Raw genomic sequence first — 25272 nt, forward strand, 5'->3', positions numbered from 1 at the left:
GCCGGGCACTGCCGATTACCCCAAGTTACGGAGCCTGAAGATGTCCTCAATCCCAGCAAATCCACCATCTGAGGCCGGTCAGTGCCTGGAAACCCTTGCCACCCCCTGTCTGGTTCTTGACCGTGACCGTATGGACCGCAATGTGACGCGGTTGCGGGGGCGGCTGGCGCAGCTTGGGCCCGATCTGCGCCCGCATCTGAAAACCTGCAAATCGCCCGAGGCCGCGCGGCGGGTGATGACCACGGCAGCAGGCCCGGCGACGGTATCGACGTTGAAAGAGGCCGAGGAATTTGCCGCCGCCGGTGTCACCGACATCACCTATGCCGTGGGCATCACCCCGGACAAGCTGGCCCGCGTGCTGGCGCTGCGCGGGGCAGGGGTGGATCTGGCGGTGACCCTGGACACGGTGGTTCAGGCGCAGGCCGTGGCCGAGGCTTCGCTAAGGGCGGGTGCTGCGATTCCGGCGCTGATCGAGATTGACTGTGACGGCCATCGCTCCGGCGTGCTGCCGCATGATCGCGAGAGGTTGCTGGCCATTGCGGGGGCGCTGACAGAGGCGGGCAGCCTGCGCGGGGTGCTGACCCATGCCGGAGACAGCTATGGCGCGCGCGGCGACGCGGCGCTGCGCGCCTGTGCCGAGGGCGAGCGGGCCAGCGCGGTCGCGGCGGCCACCATTCTGCGCGAGGCCGGCTATGAATGTCCGGTGGTCAGTGTCGGGTCCACCCCGACGGCGCATTTTGCCGAGAACCTTGACGGTGTGACCGAAGTGCGGGCCGGTGTCTTTGTCTTCTTCGATCTGGTGATGGCCGGGATCGGCGTCTGCGCGGTGGACGACATCGCGGTATCGGTGCTGGCCACGGTGATCGGACATCAGCAGGAAAAGGGCTGGATCCTGGTCGATGCCGGCTGGATGGCGATGTCGCGCGACCGGGGCACATCGAAACAGGCGCTTGATCAGGGCTATGGGCTGGTCTGCGACATTGATGGTGCGCCGCTGGCGGATCTGATCATGGTGGATGCCAATCAGGAACATGGCATTCTTGCCCTGCGGCCCGGATCAGGCGCTGTGCTGCCGGATCTGCCGATCGGCACCCGCCTGAGGATCCTGCCCAATCACGCCTGCGCCACCGGTGCGCAGCATGACCGCTATCATGTGCTGCGCAGTGACAGCCGCGATGTCGAAGCGGTCTGGCCGCGGTTCGGAGGCTGGTGATGCGCGCGGCAGAGATCACCCCGGTTTCGACCAAGGATGCCCCCGCTGCTGCAGGCCACTACGTGCAGGCACTGCGGCATGGCGGGCTGGTCTATGTCTCGGGGCAGCTGCCCGTCGCCCCGGATGGCAGCCACCACCCGCAGGCGGATTTCGAGACCCAGGCGCGGCAGGCCATCGCCAACCTGCTGGCTGTCACCAGGGCCGCCGGGGCCTCGGCCGAGACCCTGCTGAAGGTGACGGTATACCTTGTGGACGTCGCCAACTGGCCACGTTTCAACGCGATCTATGCGCAGATGCTGGGCGATCTGCGCCCGGCCCGTTCTGTCGTGCCGGTGCCTGAACTGCACTACGGCTATCTCGTTGAAATCGACGCTATCGCCGCCTGCCATGCGTGAGGAGAAGACATGGATCTGAAGACATTGCCCGTAACCCTGCGCCCGATGACCGCAGCGCAGCCTGATCTGGAAAGCGCGCTGCACCTGTCACAAGCGGTCGGCTGGGCCTATCGCCTGGAGGACTGGCGCATCGCGCAGACCCTGGGGCAGGGGGTTCTGGCCGAAGAAAACGGCGCGGTCATCGGCTCTGCCCTGTGCTGGCCCTATGGGGATGGTTTTGCCACCTGCGGCAGCATCATTGTGTCACCGGCCATGCAGGGGCGCGGGCTGGGGCGGGTCTTGCTGACCCGTTTGCTGGAACTTACCGGCAGGCGCGCCGTGATGCTGAATTCCACGACCGAGGGGATGCGGTTGTATCAGAGTTTCGGTTTTGAGACACAGGGCACGGTTCATCAGCATCTGGCACCGGCCAGCCTGAACGTGGCACCGGATGCGGCAGATCCGCAGGTGCGTGCCGCCCGCGCCGAGGACATGCAGGCGATCCTGCAGATGGACCGGCGCGCCTTTGGGGCCGACCGTCAGCGGATGATCGCGGAATTCTTCCAGACCGGTTCCGTCGTGGTGATCGCTGGTGACGCGGGGCCGCAGGCCTATGCCATCTGCCGCCCCTTCGGGCTTGGCCAGGTGATCGGGCCGGTGGTGGCGGGCGGGGCGGCGGATGCCAAGGCGCTGATCCGGTATTTCCTGCGGTCCAGGGCCGGTCAGGTCCGGCGCATCGACATCGGCGGCGACAGCGGGCTGGGCGCCTGGCTGACGGAGCTGGGCCTGCCCGAAGTGGATCAGGTCACTACCATGATGCGGGGCAAGCGCCCTGCAATTCCCGGGCCGGAGCGGCTGTTCGCTCTGGCCAGTCAATCCTTTGGTTGAGGCAAAGAAATGAAACTTGTTCCTTACTGGCACGACACCGCCCCCAGGTTCCAGGGTTGCGAAACGGGGCCTGTGGAAGGCGATTATGACGTGGCCGTGGTCGGCGGCGGCTTTACCGGGTTGTCCGCTGCCATTGCCCTGGCGCGCAAGGGCGCAAGCGTGGTCCTGCTGGAGGCCGACCGGCTTGGCGGCTGCGCCTCGGGGCGGAACGGCGGCATGTGCAACAACGGCTTTGCCCAGGATTATGCCGGTATGGTCGGCAAGCTGGGGGCCGAAACCAGCCTGCGGCTTTACCAAAGCTTCAACACCGCCGTGGATACGGTTGAAGCCCTGATCCGCGCGGAGAACATCGATTGCGACTTTCAGCGCGTCGGCAAGCTGAAGATGGCGGCCAAGCCTGCCCATTATGACAAGCTGGCCCGTTCGCATGAGCTGATGGTGCAGGGGGCAGACCCCGATGCGCGGCTGGTCTCGCGCGCGGAGCTGGGCGCGGAAGTGGGCACGGACCGCTATTTCGGGGGGCTGATCTTTCCACATTCGGCGCAGATGCATATGGGCAAATATGTCCATGGGCTCGCCAGTGCTGCGGCCCGCCATGGCGCGCATCTGCATGAGGGCAGCCCGGTCACCGGCATCAGGCGGCTGAACGGTCAGGCGCATAGGCTGACCACGCCACGCGGTTCGGTCAATGCCAGGCAGGTGTTGCTGGCCACGGGCACCTCGGCTGTCGGGCCGCTGTCGTGGTTCCGCCGCCGCATCGTGCCGGTGGGGGCGTTCCTGATTGTCACCGAGCCCCTGTCCAGAGAGCAGCTTGACGCTCTGGTGCCGGGCCGCCGCAATGCCACGGACACCCGCAACTTTGTCAGCTATTTCCGCGTCACCCCCGACAACCGCCTGCTGTTCGGGGGGCGCGCCCGGTTTGCCGGGTCCAACGCCAGGTCGGATGTCAAAAGCGGCGCCATCCTGCGGCGCTCCATGGTCGAGATCTTCCCGGACCTTGCCGATACCAGGATCGATTATTGCTGGGGCGGGATGGTCGATATGACCGCCGACCGGCTGCCGCGTGCGGGTGAACGCGAGGGGCTGTTCTATTCCATGGGCTATTCCGGGCACGGGACGCAGATGGCGACCTACATGGGTCAGATCATGGCAGAGGTGATGGACGGCAATACCACTGCCAATCCCTGGGGCGATTTCGACTGGCCCGCGATCCCGGGGCATTTTGGCCCGACATGGTTCCTGCCCTTCGTGGGGGCCTATTACAAATTGCAGGATTACCTGCACTGATGATGAAAGAGGTGAGCCCGATGGATATGACCAGAACCAGGCAATTCTACATTGACGGCGCATGGGTCGATGCATCGTCCGATGCCGGTATCGCCTTTGCCGATCCCGCGACGGAGCAGCAGACAGGCAGTATTGCGGCAGGCACCGCTGCGGAAGTGGACCGCGCCGTCATTGCCGCGCGCCGGGCGTTCGACAGTTTTTCGCAGACCACGGTGGCAGAGCGCCGCGCCCTGCTGGGGCGCATACAGGCGCAGCTGGAAGCGCGGGCCGAAGACCTTGCGCAGGCGATGACCCGGGAAATGGGCGCGGCCATCAGCTTTTCCCGCAGCACCCAGGTGCCCTTCGGGATTGCCCATATCCGTGCCGCCATCGAAGTGCTGGGCGATTACGACTTTCTTGTCCGGCAGGGCACAACCGCAATTCTGCGCGAGCCGATCGGCGTTTGCGGGTTGATCACCCCGTGGAACTGGCCGTTGTATCAGATCACCGCCAAGGTCGGGCCCGCCATCGCCGCCGGTTGCACGGTGGTTCTGAAACCCAGTGAGCTGTCACCGCTGAGTGCGATCCTTTTTGCGCAGGTCATGCATGATGCGGGCACGCCTGCGGGTGTGTTCAACATGGTGACCGGCACCGGGCCGGAGGTGGGTGCCGCCATCGCCTCGCATCCGGGTGTGGATATGGTTTCGATCACCGGCTCGGTGCGCGCCGGTGTGCAGGTGGCGCAGGCGGCTGCGGTGACGGTCAAGCGGGTGGTGCAGGAGCTGGGGGGCAAATCGCCCAATATCCTCTTGCCTGATGCCGATTTTACCCGCGTCGTGCCGCTTGGTATCGCTTCGGGCATGCGCAATGTGGGCCAGTCCTGCAGTGCGCCGACACGGATGATCGTGCCGGCCGCGCGCCTGGAGGAGGTCGAGGCGCTCGCGCGGGAACATGTCGCCACCATGGTTGTCGGTGACCCGAAGGATCCGGAGACAACCATGGGGCCGGTGGCCAACCGGGCGCAATATGACCGCGTGCAGCAGATGATCCGCGTCGGGATTGAGGAAGGCGCGCGGTTGATCTGCGGCGGGCCGGGCCGGCCCGAAGGAATCACCCAGGGGCTTTATGCGCGGCCGACGGTCTTTTCGGGTGTGCAGAGCGCCATGCGTATCGCGCAGGAAGAGATCTTTGGCCCGGTGCTGTGCATCCTGCCCTATGAGAGTGAGGAGGAGGCCGTGGCCATCGCCAATGACACGGTCTTTGGTCTGGGCGGCCACGTGCAATCTGCCGATCTGGAAAGCGCGCGGCGCGTCGCGCGCCAGATCCGCTCCGGTCAGGTCCATATCAACCATCCGGCCTGGGATGCCCATGCGGCCTTTGGCGGCTACAAGCAATCGGGCAATGGCCGCGAATACGGTGTCTTTGGCATGGAGGAATGTCTGGAGACCAAGGCCATCCTGGGGTTCTTCCCGGGCTGATCGCGGCTGCTTTGCCTGCCAGTGAACACACCATTGACAGGTTAGGACAAGCGACCTAATGATAATGCCTAGGACGTTTGACCTAGGCATTATCCGGGGCGCAAGCATGACAGCGGAACCAACAGCGACGCGGGAGAAAATCGTATCGGCGGCGGACAGGCTGTTTTACGAACGGGGGTTCGAAGCCACGTCCTTTGCGGATGTCGCGGAACTGGTCGGCATTTCGCGCGGCAATTTCTATTATCACTTCAAAACCAAGGATCAGATTCTGGATGCGGTGATTGAACGCCGTATCAGGGACCGGCACGAGATGCTTTGCGGTTGGGTCGATGATGGCCAGCCGCCCCGGGACTGTATTGCGAATTTCATTGGCATCCTGCTGAAGAACAACAGGAAAATCCGGTCCTTCGGCTGCCCTGTCGGCACATTGTTTTCGGAACTGGCCAAGCTTGACCATCCCGGGGAAAGCGGTGCGCGCGGCCTGTTCGACCTGTTCCGCGTGTGGCTGCGCCACCGCTTTCAGGACATGGGCTGCGGAAAAGAGGCTGATGCGCTTGCCTTGCATATTCTGGCCCGCAGCCAGGGTGTGGCGACCCTGGCCAATGCCTATCCGGACGAGGATTTCCTGGAGAGGGAAGTCGCGCAGATGCTGGCGTGGCTTGATGCCGTGGCAGATCAGCACAACAACCACCACTGATACGAGGACAGATCATGTATATCGTCACGCTTTCCCTCACGGCACAGAAATCAAGGGCATCGGAGTTCATGGCGGCCCATAATGCCTGGATCGCCCGTGGTTTTGATGAGGGTGCCTTTCTTCTTGTGGGCAGCCTGAAACCCCAGGGAGGCGGCGCCATTCTTGCCGCAGGCAGTGATCGGGCGGCGCTGGAGCAGCGCATCGCGGATGACCCCTTTGTACAGGAAGGTATCGCCATCCCCGAAATTCAGGAAATCGCCCCGGCACGTACCGACGAGCGATTGTCGTTCCTGACTGCAGCGTCATGACCGGATAAACCGGTGCAGCCATGTTGCGCCGATGCAGATGGTGTGACGGGTCAGAGACCCAGGATCACGGTATCGACGGCGCGCGACAGGCGGTCGACCATCTCGTCAAGTTCGGCTTCGGTGGCGATGAAGGGCGGGGCCAGCAGCACATGGTCGCCGTGGCGTCCATCGCGGGTGCCGGGCATCGGGTAGCAGATCAGCCCCTCGGCAAAGGCGGCTTTCTTTACCTTACCCGCAATGCCCAGTGCCGGGTCGAACGGTGCTTTCGTGCTGCGGTCAGCCACGAATTCGATCCCCCGGAAAAGCCCGCGACCGCGGATGTCCCCGACATGGGCGTGCTGGCCGAAGCGCTGTTCCAGCGCCGCCTGCAGGTGCTGCCCCCGCGTGCGGACCTGCGCGGGCAGGTCCCTTTCCAGCAGTTCGGAGACAACGGCGAGCCCGGCGGCGGCCGCGACCGGGTGGCCGATATAGGTGTGCCCGTGCTGGAAGAACCCGGTGCCCGCCGCGATGGTGTCGTAGATCTGCCGCGTGCAGAGCATGGCCCCGATGGGCTGGTACCCCGCGCCAAGACCCTTGGCGATGCACAGGATGTCGGGCGCGATGCCGTCACCGTCGCAGGCAAAGAGGTGGCCCGTCCGGCCCATGCCGCACATCACCTCGTCGAGGATCAGCAACACGCCGTAGCGGTCGCAGATTTCGCGAAGGCGCTTGAAGTATCCCGGCACGGCGGGCACGGCGCCCAGCGTTGCGCCGACCACCGGTTCGGCGATGAAGGCCATGACGCTGTCCTCGCCTAGGCGCAGGATCTCGGCCTCAAGCTCATTGGCGACGCGCTGGCCGTAAGCCTCCGGAGTCTCGTCCTCCGGGCGGTCGGCGTATTCGTAGCAGGGGGCGATATGGCTCATCTCGACCAGCAGAGGGCCGAATTGCTTGCGGCGCCAGGCGTTGCCGCCAGCCGAAAGCGCGCCGATGGTATTGCCGTGATAGCTTTGGCGGCGGGCGATCAGATGGCGGCGCTGAGGTTCGCCATTTTCGACATGGTACTGGCGGGCCAGTTTGATGGCGCTTTCCACGGCTTCGGAGCCGCCGGAGACGAAATAGACCCGGTCAAGGTCACCCGGCGCATTGGCAATCAGCAGATCGGCAAGTTTCTCGGCGGGGTCCGAGGTGAAAAAGCCGGTATGGGCAAAGGCCAGCTGGTCGACCTGCGCCTTGATCGCTTCGCGCACCCGCGCGTTGGAATGGCCGAGGCAGGAGACCGCGGCGCCGCCGGAGCCGTCGAAGTAACGCTTGCCGTCGGCGTCGATCAGATAGCAGCCTTCACCGCCGATGGCGGTCGGCAGCGTGGCGTGGCAATGGCGGGGGAAGACGTGGCTCCGGGTCATGACAGATGGTTCTCCAATAAGGAACGCAGCGCCGCGACGGAGGCGGCGTTGTCAGGGTGGGGGTGGTTGCAGTGATCGGTCAGGCTGTTTTCGAACCCCACGCGCAGCGCGCCGCCTGCGCGGGCTGCGGCCAGCAGGCAGGCATGTTCCTGGCGGCCAAAGGCGCAGACCATCCAGCCCGCAGACTTTGGCATGGCGTCACGGAAAGGTTGCAGATCGTCGGGGGAAGACGCCTGGCCCGGCGTGTAGCGGCCCAGCACGAAGATCACTTCGGTTTGATCCGGCTGCACCTTGCCCTCGGCCTGCCAGCGGTTCAGCAGCGCGATGTCGTCGGTGTCATAAAGGATGTGTTGCACCTCGGTCCCCAGGTCGGCGCAGGTGCCATAGACCAGTGCCGCCAGCGCCGGGTCGCGGGCGATTTCGCGCACCGAGATCGAGGCCCAGCCGGGTTTCACCGCCTTCAGGCAGGCAAGCTGGTCAGCCACGTCTAAGATGCCGCCCGCCTCTGTCGTGATCTGAAGCCGCAGGGCAGGCGCCCGCGCCGCGATTTCGGCCAGCGCCTCGCGGTAGCGTCCGGCGTCGAGCGAATGCCGCCCGTCGTCGTCCCGCACATGCAGGTGCAGGGCATCGGCCCCGGCGTTGGCACAGGCCAGGGCGGTGGCGGCGATCTGATCGGTGGTGACGGGCAGGGCGGGGTGATCCGCCCTGCTGCGCCGGGCCCCGTTCGGGGCGACCATGATGAAGGGGCGTGTCATGGCTCAGACCCTCCTGCGGTTGCTGTCGGGTCATGGGCGCGGTTCGTTCCCGCGCTGCCGCCGTTGACGACAACGGAAGCGTGCGGGGGGAGCGTGTCGGCCATCTGTTCCTGCCTTGTCTTGCGGCGGTTCGGGGTTCCTGTGTATGTCTTCACCCTTGCGGCGAAAACGAATTCCGTCAATATCGTCGCAAAATAACGAATGTTATGTCCGGAGGAACCGTTTCACATGGATCCCACGCTGCGCAGCCGCATCCTCGCAACCCTCAAGGACCAGATCCCGGATCTGCCGAAAGGGCTGCGCACCGTGGCCAAATATGTCGTCGATCACCCGTCCGACTTCGGGCTGGATCCGATCCGGCAGACGGCGAAGAAGGCGGGCGTGAGCACATATACCCTTGTCCGGCTTGCCGAACGTCTCGGCTTTGGCGGCTACGACGAGATGCGCGAACCCTTCCGTCAGGCGCTGGTTTCGGCGGCGGGTGTGATGGAAAAGCCCGCGTGGATCGACCGGCTGCGCGAAGCGGATGAGGTGGGGCGCATACAGGCGGAGGCCGCGCTCAACAGCATGAGCATCGTGCAGCGCACGCTTGAGCAGCAGGACGCCGCGCAGATGGAACGGGTGGTGGACATGCTGATGGCGGCGCCGACGGTCTACCTTACCGCGGTGCGGGCGACCTATGCGCTGGCCTATTACCTGCATTATGTCGGCCGGATGGCGCTGCCCTCGCTGCAACTGATCCCGCGACATATGAACAGCCCGGTGGACGAGCTGCACGACGCGCAGCCGGGGGATGTCATGATCGCCCTGACCTTTACCCCCTATTCCCGCGAGACCATCGAGGCCTGCAAGCTGGCGCGGCGCAAGGGTGTGAAACTCATCATGATTTCAGACAGCGAGATCGTCGCACCGGACTTCAGTGCCGACGAAACTATGATCGCCTCTGTCCTGTCGCCGCATTACTTCAGCTGTTACGCCGGCGCCATGGCTCTTATCGAGGCGCTCATCACTCAGCTGGTGGCGGCCAGGGGCGATGCGGCGCGGCAGCGAATCGTCTCTTACGAAGCCATCCGCGCAGAGAGCCATGCCTATTGGTCAGCGCAGAAAAAACGTTAGTTTTTGGTGTTTGGGGGCAGAACGGGCCGTTCTGAAGGCCGGTTCTTTAAGGACCGCCTTAAACAGGCATCGGACAGGCGTAACTCGGGACACCATCGGGCAGTATCTGCGTGTCGGGCCCCGGTTACCGACGCATCAGCGCAGAACCGGCGTATCCCAGAGATTGAGCTTCACGCCGATCCCCTTCTCGATCGCATTGCGATAAAGGACCGTCCCCCATGCCACGTCCTCGACCGGCATGCCGCCGACGGAAAGCATGATGATCTCTTCATCGTTCCTGCGCCCCGGTGCGACGCCTGCGACGATGTCGCTCAGATCCTCCAGATCGTCCATTGTCAGACGTCCTTCGTCGACAAGGTCCATGAAACGCATCCCGACTACGGGGATCGAATTGTGGGTCGGTTTGGGCACCTCATCAAACCAGGCCTCGTACAGGCCGGTATAATCCAGCACCTTGCGCACCTCCGGCCCTTCGACGCCCTTGTCGAAATTCCCCAGTGCGGGCATGGCCAGAAACGTGCCGGGGCTGATCCAGTCCCGTTCAACATGCGGATAGGCCGACGGATCGCCTGTCGCGCCGGAAGAACAATAGGCCACGACATCGGAGCCCCGCACCAGTTCTTCATTGTTTTCAACTTCGCGGATCGTCGTGACCTGGGGATAGGTTTCCCTGACCCATTCGAGGAAGTTTTCCAGGTTCTTGCGGCCGCGCCCTTTCACCTTCACCGTGTCGATCCCGGGGCAGGCCGCAATGAAGGCACTGAGAGAGGTCTTGCCCATGACGCCAGGACCGAGAATGCCTGCCACCCGTGAATCTTGCCGTGCGAGATGGCGCGCGCCGACGCCCGGAATGGCGCCTGTCCGGTAGGCCGAAAGCAGGTTCGCCGACATCAGCGCAAGGGGCGCGCCGGTGTCGGTGTCTGTCAGGATGAACATCAGGATTGACCGCGGCAGGCCACGTTCGCGGTTTTCGATGTTCGAGCCGTACCATTTCACACCGGCGGTGCCGAAGTTGCCGCCCAGATAGGCGGGCATGGCCATGAACCGTCGGTCCACCGTGGGCTTTGGCATGTTCGGAAATGGTGAGTTTTCGGGAAAGAGGATCAGCGATCCATGCGAGCTGTTGTTCGTGCCTGCCATGCGGTAATCGCCCCTGGACAGGAGGGCGAACATCTCTTCCATTGCATCCACGCAGGCGGGCATATCGGTCACACCCGCGCGGACCATGTCCGGTTCGGACAGGTAGATGAAATCGATCTTGGTGGAAACACTCATGGCTTCTTCCTCCTGGTCTTTCGTGCCGTTCGCCCGCCTGCAGGGCAGGCCGCGGGCCCTTGCCCGGACAGCAAGACGCGATGGTCTTAATACCCGGCCACCTGCGGAGCCGCGGCAAAACGTGACTGATTGTTACCGGGTCGCGGGACAGCCGGGAACGGCACTTGCGGCCAGTTTCTTGACAGTTCCGGCCAGGTGACCTGAGCGTGCGTGTCAAAGCTGTTGGCGACCCCTCGACGGTAAACAATCCCTTGACGGTATTTTATTTCATACATAAAACTATGCATATACATAGAGCGGAACAGGGCATCGTCGTGCCATCCATAAGCTATGAACTACGCATCGTTTCGAGTGAGACTGAAAAGGTGACGCGGATCGAAGTGGCCCCTTCGACCCAGATGGTATGGACCGGTTTATGACTGTCAGCGCGGCGACTGCGGCACAGGCCGATGCGATGTGATTGAATGCAATCCGGAACAGCGCGATGTCATCCTGAGCGACATCCAAAAGACCGCCAACAAGGTTGTAAGAAACGGAGAGAAAAATGAAGATTTGGTATCAGAGCTATGTTGATTACGAAAACGGTGCCACCTATTGGGAGCACCTGCGCGAGAACCTGAACGCGGCCATGTCTCCGGGGACAACCGTGGATATTCACGGCATCACACCTTACGACAGCTATGCCCATCCGCTGGTCGAGTTCCGCTGCGCCCGCGAGATGATTGCCAATGTGATCCGGGCAGAACGCGAAGGTTACGATGCCGTTGTGGTCGGGCATTTTCAGGATGCGGGATTGTACGAAGCGCGCAGCGTTGTCGACATCCCTGTGATCGGCCTGGGCGAGGCGACGATGCTCTGGTGCTGCCAGTTGGGGCAACGCCTTGGCATCGTGACGATCAACCCCCGGTTCATCCCCTGGTTCCACCAGCAGATCGGCAAATACGGCCTGCGTGACAGGGTTGCGGGCGTTCATTCCCTGAAGTTTGAGCCGGGTCAGATCCTTGGGGCCTATGGCGACGCGGACAAGGCGCTTGAGGTCAAGGATCTCTTCGACAAACAGGCGGCGCCCCTGGTGGAACAGGGCATCGACGTGGTGATCCCGGGTGGCGGCATTCCGATGGTCCTTTTCGCGCAGTTCCAGAACCACAATGTCGGCGGTGCGCCGGTCATCAATGGCATCCCCATAGCGATCAAGATGGCGGAGATGGCTGTCAGTCTGAAGCAATTGACGGGCCAATCCGTCAGCCGCACCGGAGATTACGTAAAGGCTCCGCCGGAAGTGATCGAGGAATTCCTGACGCATCCGAAAGGTCTGTAAGGCACCGTAAAGTTGTCAGTCGTCGGCCCAAGCGGAGGGTCGGAAGGAGAACGTCTGTACCCCGGCGCATACGGCGTGTTCCGGGCCTGGGTGCCAGTGATCGACGGCAGCAAAGTCCCGTATCGCCGCTCCACAGCCCGGCGATGCGCTTCGTTGCGCAAGACCGGTTTGAATGGGAAGTTCACGGCTTTCGACACCAGAAACCGAGATGTGAGGTCGAACAGGTTGTGCGCCTGTTCGATCTGGGTCATGCCCGGTCGCACATAGGTCGGCAGGGCCTGCCCGGCGGGGGTCAGGCTCACGCCTACGCTGCTGCGCTTGAACAGCCGGTTTCCGACCAATTAGTCCAACCCGCGAATGATCCGCGATACGTTTGGGTGCGCGGTATGAAGCGCTTCGGTGGCTTTTGTAACCGACTTGCAATCCGCGACCTGCGGAAAATTCCAATTGACGCATCTTGATCGGGCGACGGCTCACGGGTGTTTCCGCCGTGAAGAGGTTCGAAGTCGCATATTCATCTCGAAGTGCGCCCTGATCTGGCTCGCAAGGCGGTTCAAAGCAGATCAGCTCATGGTCGAAGTCTGTAGTGAAGCCCTGCCATCGCAGAGCACCGGATTCTGGCCCGGAGACCGCGCGCAGGGGCGGTGGGCGCCCCTTTTCCCCTGTTGTCACCGGTGAAATGCCTTTGATGCCGGGCAGAGGCTGCCAAATACATAATAAAAACAATAATATATCTCTATAGGTATGCGAAACATCATTTTTGTATGCAATTTTGCTTTACAGAATGCAGAAACAGGACCTAGCGTAGAGAGGACAGGAGACCCCATGCCCCATACGCTTCGACAACAACTCGCCGACCTCGTTCTTCTCGGGGAACTGAAACCCGGAGACCGCCTTGATGAACACAAGCTTGCCGAGCGTTTTGGCGTGTCACGCACGCCCATCCGCGAGGCGATCCGACAGCTTGGCGCCTCCGGCCTGATCGAAATCCGGCCCCGCCGGTCGGCGGTCGTGCGCAGCTTTGACCGGACCGAGCTGAGCGAGGCTTTCGAGGCCATGGGAGAGATCGAGGCGCTTTGTGCCGCCCGCGCCGCCGTGCGGTTCAACGAATCCGAACGGTTGCGCCTGCGTGCCCTGATCGCCACGTCCGAGGATATCACCGCGCGCAAGGATCGCTCCGCTGCGCTGGAGATGGATTTCGAATTTCACGGATTGCTGCATGACGGCGCGCGCAACTGGATGCTCAAGACCGTGGCCGAAGAGACCCGGTTGAAGATCACCCCCTACAGCGCCGCGCTGTTCACCATGGAAAGCTATGATGCCGATCTGGGGCGACCGCATAATCAACACGCCGAAATCGCCGAGGCGGTGCTGGTCGGTGATGGGGACCGCGCCGGGGCGCTGATGCGCGAACATATCGCCCAGGCCCTGATCGCCCTCCAGCAATTCTTTGAAGAGACGGCGGCGCAGCCGGATGCGCCCAAGGCAAAAGGCAGAACCTGATGAGCCATGCATATCTCGGCCCCGGCCGCGCGCAGATGTTCGCCACCGGCGCGATGTGCGCCACGTCACACCCCTTCGGCGCCCGCGCGGCAATCGAGGTTCTGGGGCAGGGCGGCAATGCGGTGGATGCGGCGGTGGCCGGGGCGGTCGTTCTGGGGTTTTGCGAACCTGCGATGACCGGGCTGGGTGGCGATGTCTTTGCGTTGATCCATGATGCCAGGACCGGTGAAAGCCGCGGCCTGAACGGGTCCGGCCGTGCGCCTGCGGCGCTGGACGCGGCGGATCTGCGGGCGCAGGGGATGCAGGCCATCGGGCTCGATTCGGTTCATTCCGTCACCGTGCCCGGGGCCGTCGATGCCTTTGGGCGATTGATCGCGGAAGAGGGGCGGCTGGACCTGGCCACGGTGCTGGCCCCGGCGATCCGCTATGCCGAAACCGGGGTGCCGGTGCATCGCCGCACTGCCATCGACGCCGACCATTTCAGCCACCGGCTTCAGGGGGCGGGGCGGCAGCACTTCCTGAACCACGGCAAACCCTACCGCGAGGGCGATATCTTTGTGGCACCCGGCCAGGCCGAAGCACTCAGGCTGATCGCAAGGGACGGTGTGGGCGCATTCTATGAAGGCCCGATCATGGAGGACATCCTGTCGAGCCTGCGCGCAGCGGGCGGCAGGCACACGGCCGAAGACTTTGCCAAGACCCGCGCCGATGCGGTGACCCCGATCCGGCGCGCCTATCGCGGGCATGATCTGGTTGAATTGCCGCCGAACGGGCAGGGGGCCACCGCCCTTCTGATCGCGGCACTGCTTGAAAAGTTCGATATCGGCGCACTTGACCCCAATGGGGCAGAGCGGGTTCACCTGGAAGCCGAGGCCACTCGCCTGGCTTACGGTGCCCGCAACCTTTTTGTCGGCGATCCGGGCAACGCGACGCTTTCCCTCGACGGCATGTTGTCCGAGGCGGCAATCAATGCGCTGGCCGCCGAGATCGACCCGAAACGGGCCGGCACCCTGATCCAGCCGCGAACAGAGGCTTTGCACAAGGACACGGTCTATATCACCGTGGTGGATGGCGACGGGCTTTGCGTGTCGCTGATCTATTCGATCTTCTGGCCCTATGGCTCCGGTTTCGCGTCGGAGCGTTTTGGGATCGGGCTGCAGAACCGGGGCGCGGGCTTCACGCTGGAAGAGGGCCATGTGAACGAGCTGCGCGGCGGCAAGCGTCCGCTGCACACGCTGATCCCCGGTCTGCTGGAAAAACCCGGCGAATATGCCATGCCCTTCGGGGTGATGGGCGGGGCCTATCAGGCGACGGGCCACGGCCATTTTGTCTCCAACCTTGTCGATTATGGCATGGACATCCAGGCTGCCATCGACGCGCCGCGCAGTTTCCTCGACATCACCTCCGGCATGCTTGATCTGGAACAGGGCTTTGACGACAGTGTTGCGGCACGCCTTGCAGAGATGGGGTACAAGGTGCAACGCCCGCCGGTCGGCATGGGCGGGGCGCAGGCGATCCGCCGCGATGTGGCCGGTGGCCTTCTGACCGGTGGCAGCGACCCGCGCAAAGACGGCATGGCCCTGGGGGTGTAGGATGAACGGTCCGACGCCACGCAGTTCCCGGACCCGACCCCGTTTCAGTTTTGCGGGCGCGCTGCGCGGTCTGGCGGCCGTCGCCGTGATCTCGCTGCTGATGTTGCAGATCGTCGTCGTGGCCCTGCGCTATGTCTTCTCGATTGGCGCGCCATGGGCCACCGATCTGCTGACCTACCTCTTTTTCTTCATCGTTTCGCTGCCGCTCGCCGGGGTGCTGCTGCGTAATGAAAGCGTGCGCGTGGACGTGATGAACCAGCGCTTCCCGCCCGCTCTGCGCGACTGGATAGACCGCTTCGCCCTTCTGGGGCTGCTGTTCCCGGCTATGGCCTGGGCGGCGTGGAAATCGGTGCCGATGGTGCAGACCTCCTGGCGGGTACTGGAAAGCTCTCCGACCCTGGGCGGCCTGCCGGGTTTCTTCATCCTCAAGACGATCACGGCGCTGCTTTTTGTCACGCTTGCCGTTGTCGCCCTGATCCTCGGGCTCCGGCCCCGCCTCTACCGGCGCAATCCGAGCGAAGAAAGCGATGCGACATGAGCGGTGCCCTGCTTGTCCTTCTCGGGGTCACGCTTTTATGCGGTATCCTCTCCGGTGCGCCGGTGTCCTTTGTGCTGATCGGGGTGCCGACGGTGGTCGCCTTCCTCGGCGCGGTGCTGGGCGTGTTCGATCTTGGCTTTCTCGCGGCCTTCCCGTCGCGGGCCTTTGGCATCCTGACCAACGACGTGTTTCTGTCGGTGCCGCTCTTTGTCCTGATGGGCGGACTTCTGGAGCGGTCGAGCATCGCCAAGCGGATGATGCTGACGGCGGGCGCGCTTTTCGGGAACCGCGAAGGCGGCATGGCCTATGCGGTGGTCATCGTCGGGGCGCTTCTGGCGGCGTCCACCGGGGTGATCGGGGCGACGATCTTCATGCTGGGCATGATCGCGATGCCGGCGATGCTTGAGGCGGGCTATTCGAAATCCCTGGCGTCGGGGGTCATCTGTGCGGCCGGGTCGCTGGGTCAGATCATCCCGCCCTCCATCCTGCTGATCCTTTTGACCGACCAGATCTCGGCGGCCTATCAGGCCGGGCGGCGCTCAGCCGGGGAATGGGCGGTCGAACCTGTCTCCGTCGGGGATCTCTTTGCCGGGGCGTTCATTCCCGGCCTCCTGCTGGTGGTCCTCTATATCCTCTACATTCTGTTCACTTCGATCCGGACCCCGGCCAACTGCCCGCCGGTGGTGACACGTGATGCCGCGGGCAACCGGACCCGGCCGGACCTGCGCGAGGTCACCTATTCCCTGCTCATGCCCTTGCTGCTGATCGTGATCGTGCTCGGTTCGATCCTTGGTGGCGTGGCCACGGCGACAGAAAGCGCGGCGCTTGGCGCGGCGGGGGCGCTGGTGATGACAGCGATGAACCGCGACGGCGTGCCGCTCTGGCGCATGCTGTTGTTGATGGCGGTACTGCCCGCCGCCTTTGCGCTGGTTGCCGTCAAACTGTCCGGCGGTGCGCAGGCCTCGCCGCTGGCGGGGGGCATCGGGCTGGTGGCGCTGGTCGTGATGTGCCTTGGCACCCTCAGCGCCCTGCTGCAGGAATTGCGGCGCGGTGGCATGTGGGACGCCGCTGTCGACACCGCCAGTATGGTCGCCATGCTGACGCTGATCGTGCTGGGGGCGACGATGCTGTCGCTGGTCTTCCGTGGCCTGCACGGCGAGCAAATGGTCGAGAGTTTCCTGCACGGCCTGCCGGGCGGAGAGCTGACGGCGGTGCTGGTCGTGATGGCGATCATCTTCGTGCTCGGCTTTGTCATCGAATATGTCGAGATCATCTTTATCGTCGTGCCGATCGCCGGGCCGCCGCTGATGGCGGCGGGTGTCGATCCGGTCTGGTTCGCCATCCTGATCAGCATGAACCTTCAAATCAGCTTCCTCACGCCTCCCTTCGGCTATGCGCTGTTCTACTTCCGCCGCGTCGCACCCGAGAGCGTGAAGACACTGGACATCTACAAGGGGATCCTGCCGTTCATCCTCTTGCAGATCGTCGCGCTGGCCATCGTCTTCCTGGTCCCGGACCTGGCGACCTGGCTCCCCGACACGATCTACAAATGAGCGGCCCAACCAACAGGGATGATAAAGAAATGAAAAGAAGAGCCTTCATCACCGCCGCATCCGTCGCCTCGGTGACCCTCGCGGCCCCCCGGATCGCCAGCGCCCAGGCGCAGCATAACTGGAAACTCGTCACCTCCGTGCCGCGCGGCCTGCCCGGGCCCGGCGTCTCGGCCCTTCGCTGGGCGGAGCGTGTCACCGCGATCACCGAGGGCGCGATCAACGTGCAGGTGTTCGGCGCCGGCGAGCTGGTGGCGCCCTTTGCCACCCAGGAAGCCGTCGAAAGCGGGACCGCCGAGGTCTACCACGGCTCCGGCACCTGGTTTTCCGGCCGGGACATCGCGCATGCCTTCTTCACGGCCGCCCCTTACGGGCTGACCTTCGATGAGATGCATGCCTGGATGTATTACGGCGGCGGCCAGGAGCTGCTGGACGAATTCACCAATCCGCGGAACCTCAAAGTGTTCATCGGTGGCGGCTCCGGCCTGCAGACCGCCGGCTGGTTCAAGAAACCGATCACCTCGCTCGACGACCTGCAGGGGCTGAACTTCCGCGCTGCCGGCCTTTATGGCGAGGTGCTGCGCAAGCTCGGCGTCAATCCGACCTCGATTCCACCGGGCGACATCTTTGCCGCGCTTCAATCCGGCGCGCTGGACGGCGCCGAATGGGTCGGTCCGTCGAACGACCTGGCCTTCGGCCTGCAGAACGTCGCAAAGTACATGTATGCGCCCTCGCCGGTCGAGATTTACGGCGGCATCGAGTTCGGCATCGGCATGGACGCCTGGAATGCGCTGACCGACGGCCAGCGCGTCATGGTCGAAGCGGTGACCGAGGCCGAGGCCAACCGGTCCTCCGCCGATACGCTGCATGCGCATTTGCAGGCCTATGAAAAGCTGAGCGCCATGCCGGACCTGACCATCGACACATTCCCCGATGAGGTCTGGACCGCGATCCAGGACGCCTCCCGCGAGGTGATCGAAGAGGTGAAGGAGACGAGTGATTTCCACCGCCGTTTCGTCGACGCCTATTATGCCTATGTCGGTCAGGCGACGCAGTACAAGCGCTTCTATGACACGGGCTTCCTGCAGGCACGGCAGAACTTCATCCTTTGAAGCGCCGGGCGATCTTCCCGCCGCTGATCGGGTTCCTGATGGTGCCCATGGGATCGGCGGCGGGTTGTTCAGGGTGATCCGGTTTTGAACCGGCGCCAGGCCACCCCAACCGTCACAAAGAGATACCCTATGACCCGCGAAACCCCCATCTATACTGGTCCCGAGCTCTGCGCGCTCAGCGCGGTCGAAGCGGTCGGTCTTCTGCGCCGGGGCGACGTGTCGGCCCTTGAGCTGATCGACGCGGCCCAGACCCGGCACGCCCAGACGGATCCGGCGATCAACGCCATGCCGACACCCTGTTTCGACCGGGCGCGGGCGGCGGCAGGGGCGCTTCAAACACCCGGCGAGGACCGGGGCGCTTTGTATGGCCTGCCTGTCGGGATCAAGGATCTGACTGCGGTGGCCGGGGTGCGGACCACTTTCGGCACGCCGGGTCTGGCCGATTACGTGCCCGAAGCCTCCGATCCGCTGGTCGACCTGATCGAGACCCGGGGCGGCGTTGTGCTGGGCAAGACGAACACGCCTGAATTCGGGGCCGGGGCCAATACGTTCAACGCCATCTTCGGCGCCACGCGGAACCCCTGGGACACCCGCCTGAACCCCGCCGGGTCCTCGGGCGGGGCGGCGGCACAACTGGCTGTCGGGCAGGCATGGCTCAGCCAGGGTTCGGATCATGGCGGCAGTCTGCGAACCCCCGCGGCCTATTGCGGTGTGGTGGGCCTGCGGCCCAGTCCCGGGCTTGTCGCGGGCGGACCGGCCCAGGCGGGTTATATCACCGAAGGCGTGCAGGGGCCGATGGCGCGCTCCGTCGCGGATTGCGCACTCTTCCTCGACACGATGACCGGATTCGATGCGCGCTACCCGCTGTCCTACCCCCGCGCGTCCGCGCCCTATCTTGCGGCGACAGACCGTGCCGAGGTCACCAAATTGCGCATCGGCTACCTGCCGGACCTGTCCGGTGAAAGCGCGGTCGACACCGACATGCGCAGCCATATCGACGCGGCGATGCAAAAGATGGCGCGGGCGGGCGCTTCGGTCGCGGAGGTTGCGCCGGATCTGACAGGTATGCGGCGGGCCTACTACATACAGCGCGGCCTGCTCTGGGCCAGTCTGATGCGCGACATCGACCCGGCGATCCGCAGCGGGTTCAAGCAGACGCTTGAGGACAACCTGCAGTTCGGCCTGAACCTGCAGATGGATGATATCATCGACTCGCAACTCATCCGCTCCCGCCTCTACGATGAAACCCGTGCGGTCTTTGTGCAGGTCGATGTGCTCGCGGCACCGGTCGTCGGATGTATGCCCCATCCGGTCGAAGAGGAATGGGTGCGCCGGGTCGGTGGCCGGGACCTGGATTTCTACATGGACTGGCTGGATTGCGGCTTTCTCGCGACGGCTGTCGGCCTGCCCGCCATGTCGGTGCCGGTCGGGCTCAATGCGCAGGGCGTGCCGGTCGGGCTGCAATTGATCGGCAAGCCGAGGGGCGAGGCGGACCTGCTGGCGGCCGCCCGCTGCGTTGAACTGGTTTTCGGCGGGCCGATGCCGGTTTTTGACCCCAGGGTGACCCACATCTGATAGGAAGCGCAACGGCGGGTGGTCGATCGCCACGATGGCCGCATCTGAAGAATCCGTTTCACGCCATTTCGCTGGTGTTCGACCCCGATGAATACCCTCCGCGCCTCGGCCTTTCGGCGGCGCAAGAGGTTGTGCTTTGCCTCTATTTGATGGAGGAGGCGATCACCAAGGGTCTCAACGAGGGCGTTGCGGCGATCATGGTCGAGCCGATCATGGGCAATGGTGGCCATATCGTTCATGCGAAAGCCTATCACGAGGGGCTGTTGGTGTCCTGCGAGCTGGTCCGTGACCGGCAGGCCAAAACCCCATCCCTCAGGGCAGCGGCATAGGTAAGCCGGCGCGGGCCGGTGCGCCGCGCATTCAAAGGGTCGCGTTACGGTCCGAGACCCATTTCCAAAGGGCATTTGCAACCGGACCCGGAGAAGACTCCCGGCGGCGCATGGCAAAGATTTCAGAACGCCGCGGAGAGAAACCATCGACCGCTATTGGACGTAATGAGCCATCTGCGATTTCCTGACGGATCAGGTGATCCGGCATGCCGCCCCAGCCGAGCCCGGAGAGGATGACCTGTTTCTTGGCGGCAAAGTCCGAAACCGTCCATCGGCGGGCACCGGGCAGAAGGTCGCGGCTCTGGCTGTCGTCGGGTCCCGCGGTGCCCGAGACAACGATCTGCGGGATCGCCTGCAACACCGACAAAGGCAGGGTGCCGGGCCCGAGCCGTTCGGCCATCGCGCGGCAGGCCACGGGCCGGATATGGACCACGGCCAAGGGGCGTGTCTCGACCTCCTCCAGCGGCACACCGTCCAGGGTCGCTATCGCGACATCGGCCCGGCCTTCCATCAGGCGCGCAATCGGACCGCCCATCATTTCCGTGGACAGCCGCAGATGCGTCGCCGGGAAGCTTTTGCCGAGGTCGGCCAGCACCGGCAAAAGCAGGTCCAGCGGCAAGGTTGCGCTGACGGCGAGGCGCAGCTCCGGCTCTTCATGTGCGCGGAGCCGGGCAGCGGTCGCATTCAGTTCCCGCATCTCGGTCAGGACGCGAATGGCTTCGCGGTAGAACACCCGCCCCTCGGCGGTCAGGGTCGGGCGATAGGTGTCGCGCGAAAGAAGCTTCAACTCCAGTTCGTCTTCAAGCTGGCGGATCGTGTGGCTGATGGCGCTTTGGGATTTGTTCAGCCGTTCTGCGGCCCCGCGAAAGGTGCCGGTGGCGACGACGGCGTCCAGGGCGAGCAGTTGATGATGTTTCATGATGATTAGGTATATTGATTATTTATGTGAAAACTCGATATTATCTATAAATCATCATGCGCGCTAGAGACAGGGTATTCCCAGACCAGGAGACCCCATGATGAAACTCTACTACAAACCCGGTGCCTGCCCCCTTGCCAGCCACATCGCGCTTTACGAGACCGGTGCGGCCTTTGAAATCGAGGCGGTCGATACCGATACCGGTCGCACGGAATCCGGCGCGGATTTTCGGGCGATCAACCCCAATGGTTACGTGCCGGCCCTCCGGCTTCCTGACGGGGCCGTTCTGACCGAAGGTGCTGCAGTTCTGCAGCTGATCGCTGATCGCCATCCGGAGGCCGGGCTGGCACCGGCACCGGGGAGTTTCGACCGCGCCCGTCTGCACGAGGCGCTGAACTGGATTTCCGCCGAACTGCACAAGGCCTTTGGCCCGTTGTTCCGCGCAGGCACCACCGAGGACGAACAGGCCGCCGCTCGCATCGCGGTCGGAACGAAATTTGATCGGGTAGAGGCCCAGCTCTCGGATGGCCGCATCTGGCTCGTGGCCAACCAATTCTCGGTCGCTGACGCCTACCTCTTTGCTGTGGCGAACTGGGCAAACTTCACCGGGATTGAACTGTCGAACTGGCCGAACCTTGCCGCGCTGGTCGATCGCGTGGCTGCCCGGCCTTCCGCCCAAAAGGCGATGAAAGCCGAAGGATTGATCCAGTGAATCCCGCAGAACACCACCGCATTGCAGAGCTGATGGAAGTCTATTTCGAAGGTCTGCATCAGGCGGACAGCAGAATGTTGCGCCGGGTCTTTCATCCGCAACTGGCCTATGTCTGCGCCACCGAGGGCGACGAGCTGTATCTCGACCTTGAAACCTACATGACCCGCATCGACGGGCGCGAGCCGCCCGCCCGGCGCGGTGATCCGCGCGACGAGGCGATCCTTGAGATTGCCTTTGGCAGCCCCCGCCTGGCCCGCGTTACCGCGCGCATGAGCATGATGGGGCGCAGCTATCTCGACTACCTGACACTTGTTCCGCATGACGGTGCATGGCGCATCGTGACCAAGGCCTTCACTTACCTGCCGCGAGAGGACTGACCCATGCCCTATGTCAACATCAAGATCACCCGCGAAGGCGGTCCTGAAGGAACCGGCCCTTCGGCTGAGGAGAAAAGCCGCCTCATCAAGGGCGTCACCGATCTGTTGCAGGAGGTCCTAGGCAAGGACCCCGCGACGACATTTGTCGTGATCGACGAGGTCGCGCTGGATGACTGGGGGATCGGCGGGTTGCCGGTGCCGGATTACCGGCGGCAGCAGGGAAGCCCCGCCTGACCGCAGCCTATGGCCTGTCGGCGGGGGCTTCGGCACTCACCGCATAAAAACCACTATGCGGTTAATAATTGCTCTTGTCGGAATTAATTGATGCGACTAGGGTGCGGGGGAGAGGAGACCCCATGAAAACCAACGAAGGCGTTATCAACACATTCATCGAGGCCGGGATCACGCGCGGATTCACGCTGCCCGGCCTTGGCATCACCTGGTCGCTGCCGGCCTTTTACGACCGCCAGGAGGAGTTCGAGCTTGTGCTTGCGCGCTCGGAGCAAAGTGCCTCGGTCATGGCCCAGGTGGCGGGCAAGCTGACGGGAAAGCCGGGGGTGCTGATGGCGCAGGGGCCCTTTGCCACCAGCACGGGGGCCTTCGGGATACTGGAGGGGTATTTCTCATCCTCGCCGATGGTCGTGATCACGGATACCTCCTGCTACGACGGTTTCGCGCAGCATGGTGTTTATCAGACCATGACGGGTGATTACGGCGCCGGTGATGCCTTTGCCGTGCTCAAGACCATGACGAAATACGCCACTTACGCGACCACGCCGACCGAGGCGGTCTATGGCACCCAGCTTGCAATCAAACATGCGATGACGCCCCGGCAGGGACCGGCGGCGATGATCATGCGGACCAACATCATCCGCGCGGAGGTGCCGGAAGACGCCCGTGCACGGCTTTATCCGACCGAAGGCTACCTGCGGCGCACGCCGATGGTGCCCGACCGCAAGGCGTTGCAGGCCATTGCCGAGGCGCTGGCAGGGGCGAAGGCACCGGTGATCATCGCGGGCAACGGGGTCTATATGAGCCGTTCGGGCGAGAAGCTGCAGCGCTTTGCGGAAGCGCAAGGTGTTGCCGTCGCGTCGAGCTATCATGGCAAGGGTGTGATCGACGAGACCTGTCCGATTGCGGTCGGGATGATGGGCAACTGGGCCTCTGCCTCTGCCAACCGGATGGTGCAGGCGGCGGATGTGATCCTTGTTCTGGGGTGCAGCCTGGGGCCGGAATACACGCGGTTCCGCGATGCGCAGATGATGCGGCCCGGCGATCAGACGATCATTCAGGTGGATACCGATCCGCTTAACGCGGGCTGGGTCGTGCCGGTGGATATGGCGGTGACGGCGGATGTGGCCGATGTGCTGGATTTCCTGCTGGGGGCCGAGGCGCCAGAGGCGGGCGTTGTTGACGGGCGTCTTCGCCGGATTGCGGCGATCCGGGAACAGAACGATTATGGCGTGCTGCCGGAGTACAAGACCGCGCCGGGGACGGTGCATTATGCCGATATCATGCGCGGTCTGGGAGGATTCCTGGAGGCGCAGGACCTGCTGACGCTGGACGCCGGGACAAACCGGATCTGGGCGACCTCGCGCCTGCCGCTGCGCCATCCGCATCAGCTGGTCGCGCCCGGTGGGATCGGCGGCATGGGGTGGAGCACGCCTGCCGCAACCGGGGCCAAGATCACCTGCCCGGAAAAGCGGGTGACCGGGCTGATCGGGGACGGCGGTTTTATGATGACGATGGATGCCGTCGCCACGGCCGCGGAACAGGGGATCGACGTGGTCTATGTTGTTGCGAACAACGCCGGGCTCGGGATGGTGCGCGACAATCTGGGCAACCAGCGGATCGGTGTCGATTTCATGGATCATGACTTTGCCAAGGTTGCCGAAGGGCTGGGCGGTTCGGGGCTGACGGTGACGGAAGCCGACCAGATGGGCGATGCCCTGCGCGATGCGCATGGCCGGTCCGGGCCGGTCGTGATCGACGTCAAGGTCGACCCGGCAGCCAGCCACCGCGATTGTTCGGACTATGGCGATCTGATGGATCCTGCGACGCTGAAGTGAGCTTTGGCCGGGGATGACGCGCACCTTCGCACAAGACACGCGAATTCATATGGGGTAATGCAGGCCCCATGACAGATGCAAAGAAACCCAAACTCACCGCCAACCGGCGGGGCAGACCGCGGCAGGACATGGGTGCCGCGGCCCTGAACGACGACCGGCCCTTTGTCACCTCGCTGGCGCGGGGCCTGTCGATTCTGCGGGCCTTTCAGGCCGAGGACATGGTGCTTGGCACCCAGGTCATCGCGGAACGGACGGGGCTTCACAAGACAACCGTGTCACGGTTGCTGGGAACGCTGACCAAGCTGGGATACCTGCGGTATCTGCCGGAATATGGCAAATACGCCGTTTCAAACCAGGTTCTGACTCTGGGTTTCGCCGCCATCGGGCGGTTCGGCTTTGCCGAGATGGTGCGGGGCCATATGGAGAAGATCGCCAGCGGTGGCGATTGCGCCGTGGCGCTGAGCGTTCGGGACGAGCGCGACATGATGTTTGTCGAGCTGATCCGCAAGCCGACGGCGGTGGCGCTGAACCTGAATGTGGGGTCACGTATTCCGCTGGCGCTGTCTGCGCCGGGGCGTGCCTATCTGGCCTTTGCGGAGGGGCAGGAGCGTGAACGCGCTTTTGCCGATCTGGCAAAGCTTTATGGCGACAGCTGGGAGGAGCGGGTGCGCCCGGATTTGCAGGCCGCGCTCGACCGATTTGTGACGCAGGGCTATGCCGACAGTTTTGGCGACTGGAACGCCCAGCACAACGCCATCGCGGTGCCGGTGCGCGAGCCTTTGACCGGCGACATCTATACCATCAGTGTCGGTGGCAATGCCGCGCTGCTGCCGCCGGAAACCCTGCGCGCACAGCATCTGCCGCAATTGCTGAGCGCCGCACAGGCGATTTCCACCCTGGGCGGTCGGGTGCATTGAGGCGGG

Annotated in this window: 25 protein-coding genes and 1 pseudogene; 21 read left to right on the forward strand and 5 right to left on the reverse strand. The window is 63.8% G+C overall.

Annotated features, from left to right (window positions below):
• Positions 1-40: 40 nt before the first annotated feature.
• The 7 genes from ACWNZ3_RS19010 to ACWNZ3_RS19040 all read left to right on the forward strand — a co-directional run bounded on the left by ACWNZ3_RS19010 (position 41) and on the right by ACWNZ3_RS19040 (position 6224).
• A complete protein-coding gene (locus tag ACWNZ3_RS19010; RefSeq protein WP_496902249.1) occupies positions 41-1213 on the forward strand; it encodes a DSD1 family PLP-dependent enzyme in 1173 nt (390 codons plus the stop codon).
• A complete protein-coding gene (locus tag ACWNZ3_RS19015; RefSeq protein ID WP_269360724.1) occupies positions 1213-1608 on the forward strand; it encodes a RidA family protein in 396 nt (131 codons plus the stop codon). The genes ACWNZ3_RS19010 and ACWNZ3_RS19015 overlap by 1 nt, the downstream gene beginning before the upstream one ends.
• Positions 1609-1617: 9 nt before the next feature.
• Entirely contained in the window at positions 1618-2475 is an 858-nt protein-coding gene (locus ACWNZ3_RS19020) for a GNAT family N-acetyltransferase (RefSeq protein WP_496902250.1), read from the forward strand.
• Between the two features lie 9 nt (positions 2476-2484).
• Positions 2485-3762 (forward strand): NAD(P)/FAD-dependent oxidoreductase, encoded by a 1278-nt coding sequence (locus ACWNZ3_RS19025; protein ID WP_496902251.1) that lies wholly within the window; start codon positions 2485-2487, stop codon positions 3760-3762.
• A gap of 20 nt (positions 3763-3782) precedes the next feature.
• On the forward strand, positions 3783-5219 hold the full coding sequence (locus ACWNZ3_RS19030; RefSeq protein WP_496902252.1) for an aldehyde dehydrogenase family protein: 1437 nt from the start codon (positions 3783-3785) through the stop codon (positions 5217-5219).
• A 106-nt stretch (positions 5220-5325) separates the two neighbouring features.
• Positions 5326-5916 (forward strand): TetR/AcrR family transcriptional regulator, encoded by a 591-nt coding sequence (locus tag ACWNZ3_RS19035; protein ID WP_496902253.1) that lies wholly within the window; start codon positions 5326-5328, stop codon positions 5914-5916.
• 14 nt (positions 5917-5930) lie between these two features.
• Positions 5931-6224, forward strand: coding sequence for a YciI family protein (locus ACWNZ3_RS19040; protein WP_496902254.1), 294 nt, complete (start codon positions 5931-5933; stop codon positions 6222-6224).
• Positions 6225-6274: 50 nt separating this feature from the next.
• Here ACWNZ3_RS19040 and ACWNZ3_RS19045 read toward each other — a convergent pair whose 3' ends face one another.
• A complete protein-coding gene (locus ACWNZ3_RS19045) occupies positions 6275-7609 on the reverse strand; it encodes an aspartate aminotransferase family protein (RefSeq protein ID WP_496902255.1) in 1335 nt (444 codons plus the stop codon).
• Positions 7606-8364 carry a beta-keto acid cleavage family enzyme gene (locus ACWNZ3_RS19050; protein ID WP_496902256.1) on the reverse strand — a complete coding sequence of 253 codons (759 nt, stop codon included), beginning with the start codon at positions 8362-8364 and terminating at the stop codon, positions 7606-7608. Before ACWNZ3_RS19050 ends, ACWNZ3_RS19045 begins: the two co-directional genes overlap by 4 nt.
• A gap of 228 nt (positions 8365-8592) precedes the next feature.
• Between ACWNZ3_RS19050 and ACWNZ3_RS19055 the strand changes: the two genes are divergently transcribed.
• On the forward strand, positions 8593-9480 hold the full coding sequence (locus tag ACWNZ3_RS19055; RefSeq protein ID WP_496902257.1) for a MurR/RpiR family transcriptional regulator: 888 nt from the start codon (positions 8593-8595) through the stop codon (positions 9478-9480).
• Positions 9481-9615: 135 nt separating this feature from the next.
• On the opposite strand, the gene ACWNZ3_RS19060 is transcribed toward ACWNZ3_RS19055, so the two are convergent.
• Complete coding sequence (locus tag ACWNZ3_RS19060) at positions 9616-10755, reverse strand: ornithine cyclodeaminase family protein (RefSeq protein ID WP_496902258.1); 1140 nt, start codon at positions 10753-10755, stop codon at positions 9616-9618.
• Positions 10756-11299: 544 nt separating this feature from the next.
• On the opposite strand from ACWNZ3_RS19060, the gene ACWNZ3_RS19065 reads away from it, so the two are divergent.
• Positions 11300-12073 carry an aspartate/glutamate racemase family protein gene (locus ACWNZ3_RS19065; RefSeq protein WP_269360707.1) on the forward strand — a complete coding sequence of 258 codons (774 nt, stop codon included), beginning with the start codon at positions 11300-11302 and terminating at the stop codon, positions 12071-12073.
• Between the two features lie 341 nt (positions 12074-12414).
• On the opposite strand, the pseudogene ACWNZ3_RS19070 reads toward ACWNZ3_RS19065, so the two are convergent.
• A pseudogene (locus ACWNZ3_RS19070) lies at positions 12415-12501 on the reverse strand (helix-turn-helix domain-containing protein); the annotation flags it as partial.
• Between the two features lie 397 nt (positions 12502-12898).
• On the opposite strand from ACWNZ3_RS19070, the gene ACWNZ3_RS19075 reads away from it, so the two are divergent.
• The 7 genes from ACWNZ3_RS19075 (at position 12899) to ACWNZ3_RS19105 (ending at position 20272) form a co-directional block, all read left to right on the forward strand.
• A complete protein-coding gene (locus ACWNZ3_RS19075) occupies positions 12899-13576 on the forward strand; it encodes a GntR family transcriptional regulator (RefSeq protein ID WP_269360705.1) in 678 nt (225 codons plus the stop codon).
• Positions 13576-15168 (forward strand): gamma-glutamyltransferase family protein, encoded by a 1593-nt coding sequence (locus tag ACWNZ3_RS19080; RefSeq protein ID WP_496902259.1) that lies wholly within the window; start codon positions 13576-13578, stop codon positions 15166-15168. Before ACWNZ3_RS19075 ends, ACWNZ3_RS19080 begins: the two co-directional genes overlap by 1 nt.
• A 1-nt stretch (position 15169) precedes the next feature.
• Positions 15170-15706: a TRAP transporter small permease subunit gene (locus ACWNZ3_RS19085; RefSeq protein ID WP_274574473.1), complete on the forward strand. Its 537-nt coding sequence runs from the start codon at positions 15170-15172 to the stop codon at positions 15704-15706.
• Positions 15703-17259, forward strand: coding sequence for a TRAP transporter large permease (locus ACWNZ3_RS19090; RefSeq protein ID WP_496902260.1), 1557 nt, complete (start codon positions 15703-15705; stop codon positions 17257-17259). The genes ACWNZ3_RS19085 and ACWNZ3_RS19090 overlap by 4 nt, the downstream gene beginning before the upstream one ends.
• A gap of 29 nt (positions 17260-17288) precedes the next feature.
• Complete coding sequence (locus tag ACWNZ3_RS19095; RefSeq protein WP_269360697.1) at positions 17289-18368, forward strand: TRAP transporter substrate-binding protein; 1080 nt, start codon at positions 17289-17291, stop codon at positions 18366-18368.
• A gap of 129 nt (positions 18369-18497) precedes the next feature.
• Complete coding sequence (locus tag ACWNZ3_RS19100; RefSeq protein WP_496902261.1) at positions 18498-19943, forward strand: amidase; 1446 nt, start codon at positions 18498-18500, stop codon at positions 19941-19943.
• A gap of 74 nt (positions 19944-20017) precedes the next feature.
• The gene (locus ACWNZ3_RS19105) at positions 20018-20272 is read left to right on the forward strand and encodes a hypothetical protein (protein ID WP_496902262.1); all 255 of its coding nucleotides are present in this window, start codon (positions 20018-20020) and stop codon (positions 20270-20272) included.
• Between the two features lie 31 nt (positions 20273-20303).
• Here the strand turns inward: ACWNZ3_RS19105 and ACWNZ3_RS19110 are convergent, their stop codons facing one another.
• Positions 20304-21191 carry a LysR family transcriptional regulator gene (locus ACWNZ3_RS19110; RefSeq protein ID WP_496902263.1) on the reverse strand — a complete coding sequence of 296 codons (888 nt, stop codon included), beginning with the start codon at positions 21189-21191 and terminating at the stop codon, positions 20304-20306.
• Positions 21192-21291: 100 nt separating this feature from the next.
• Between ACWNZ3_RS19110 and gstA the strand changes: the two genes are divergently transcribed.
• The 5 genes from gstA to ACWNZ3_RS19135 all read left to right on the forward strand — a co-directional run bounded on the left by gstA (position 21292) and on the right by ACWNZ3_RS19135 (position 25266).
• Positions 21292-21903: a glutathione transferase GstA gene (gstA, locus tag ACWNZ3_RS19115; RefSeq protein WP_496902312.1), complete on the forward strand. Its 612-nt coding sequence runs from the start codon at positions 21292-21294 to the stop codon at positions 21901-21903.
• Positions 21900-22280, forward strand: a complete 381-nt coding sequence (locus ACWNZ3_RS19120) for a nuclear transport factor 2 family protein (RefSeq protein ID WP_496902264.1) — start codon at positions 21900-21902, stop codon at positions 22278-22280. The genes gstA and ACWNZ3_RS19120 overlap by 4 nt, the downstream gene beginning before the upstream one ends.
• 3 nt (positions 22281-22283) lie before the next feature.
• Entirely contained in the window at positions 22284-22514 is a 231-nt protein-coding gene (locus ACWNZ3_RS19125) for a tautomerase family protein (RefSeq protein WP_269360689.1), read from the forward strand.
• A gap of 122 nt (positions 22515-22636) precedes the next feature.
• On the forward strand, positions 22637-24349 hold the full coding sequence (locus ACWNZ3_RS19130) for a thiamine pyrophosphate-binding protein (RefSeq protein ID WP_496902265.1): 1713 nt from the start codon (positions 22637-22639) through the stop codon (positions 24347-24349).
• A 68-nt stretch (positions 24350-24417) separates the two neighbouring features.
• A complete protein-coding gene (locus tag ACWNZ3_RS19135) occupies positions 24418-25266 on the forward strand; it encodes an IclR family transcriptional regulator (RefSeq protein ID WP_269360685.1) in 849 nt (282 codons plus the stop codon).
• Positions 25267-25272: the final 6 nt, after the last annotated feature.

The sequence above is a fragment of the Sulfitobacter sp. IGS-18 genome, assembly GCF_059628195.1.

Bases quoted from the DNA above. Each gene is read 5' to 3' on its own strand.
- ACWNZ3_RS19010 (WP_496902249.1), top strand. From the start codon at position 41: ATGTCCTCAATCCCAGCAAATCCACCATCTGAGGCCGGTCAGTGCCTG.
- ACWNZ3_RS19015 (WP_269360724.1), top strand. From the start codon at position 1,213: ATGCGCGCGGCAGAGATCACCCCGGTTTCGACCAAGGATGCCCCCGCT.
- ACWNZ3_RS19020 (WP_496902250.1), top strand. From the start codon at position 1,618: ATGGATCTGAAGACATTGCCCGTAACCCTGCGCCCGATGACCGCAGCG.
- ACWNZ3_RS19025 (WP_496902251.1), top strand. From the start codon at position 2,485: ATGAAACTTGTTCCTTACTGGCACGACACCGCCCCCAGGTTCCAGGGT.
- ACWNZ3_RS19030 (WP_496902252.1), top strand. From the start codon at position 3,783: ATGGATATGACCAGAACCAGGCAATTCTACATTGACGGCGCATGGGTC.
- ACWNZ3_RS19035 (WP_496902253.1), top strand. From the start codon at position 5,326: ATGACAGCGGAACCAACAGCGACGCGGGAGAAAATCGTATCGGCGGCG.
- ACWNZ3_RS19040 (WP_496902254.1), top strand. From the start codon at position 5,931: ATGTATATCGTCACGCTTTCCCTCACGGCACAGAAATCAAGGGCATCG.
- ACWNZ3_RS19045 (WP_496902255.1), bottom strand. From the start codon at position 7,609: ATGACCCGGAGCCACGTCTTCCCCCGCCATTGCCACGCCACGCTGCCG.
- ACWNZ3_RS19050 (WP_496902256.1), bottom strand. From the start codon at position 8,364: ATGACACGCCCCTTCATCATGGTCGCCCCGAACGGGGCCCGGCGCAGC.
- ACWNZ3_RS19055 (WP_496902257.1), top strand. From the start codon at position 8,593: ATGGATCCCACGCTGCGCAGCCGCATCCTCGCAACCCTCAAGGACCAG.
- ACWNZ3_RS19060 (WP_496902258.1), bottom strand. From the start codon at position 10,755: ATGAGTGTTTCCACCAAGATCGATTTCATCTACCTGTCCGAACCGGAC.
- ACWNZ3_RS19065 (WP_269360707.1), top strand. From the start codon at position 11,300: ATGAAGATTTGGTATCAGAGCTATGTTGATTACGAAAACGGTGCCACC.
- ACWNZ3_RS19075 (WP_269360705.1), top strand. From the start codon at position 12,899: ATGCCCCATACGCTTCGACAACAACTCGCCGACCTCGTTCTTCTCGGG.
- ACWNZ3_RS19080 (WP_496902259.1), top strand. From the start codon at position 13,576: ATGAGCCATGCATATCTCGGCCCCGGCCGCGCGCAGATGTTCGCCACC.
- ACWNZ3_RS19085 (WP_274574473.1), top strand. From the start codon at position 15,170: ATGAACGGTCCGACGCCACGCAGTTCCCGGACCCGACCCCGTTTCAGT.
- ACWNZ3_RS19090 (WP_496902260.1), top strand. From the start codon at position 15,703: ATGAGCGGTGCCCTGCTTGTCCTTCTCGGGGTCACGCTTTTATGCGGT.
- ACWNZ3_RS19095 (WP_269360697.1), top strand. From the start codon at position 17,289: ATGAAAAGAAGAGCCTTCATCACCGCCGCATCCGTCGCCTCGGTGACC.
- ACWNZ3_RS19100 (WP_496902261.1), top strand. From the start codon at position 18,498: ATGACCCGCGAAACCCCCATCTATACTGGTCCCGAGCTCTGCGCGCTC.
- ACWNZ3_RS19110 (WP_496902263.1), bottom strand. From the start codon at position 21,191: ATGAAACATCATCAACTGCTCGCCCTGGACGCCGTCGTCGCCACCGGC.
- gstA (WP_496902312.1), top strand. From the start codon at position 21,292: ATGAAACTCTACTACAAACCCGGTGCCTGCCCCCTTGCCAGCCACATC.
- ACWNZ3_RS19125 (WP_269360689.1), top strand. From the start codon at position 22,284: ATGCCCTATGTCAACATCAAGATCACCCGCGAAGGCGGTCCTGAAGGA.
- ACWNZ3_RS19130 (WP_496902265.1), top strand. From the start codon at position 22,637: ATGAAAACCAACGAAGGCGTTATCAACACATTCATCGAGGCCGGGATC.
- ACWNZ3_RS19135 (WP_269360685.1), top strand. From the start codon at position 24,418: ATGACAGATGCAAAGAAACCCAAACTCACCGCCAACCGGCGGGGCAGA.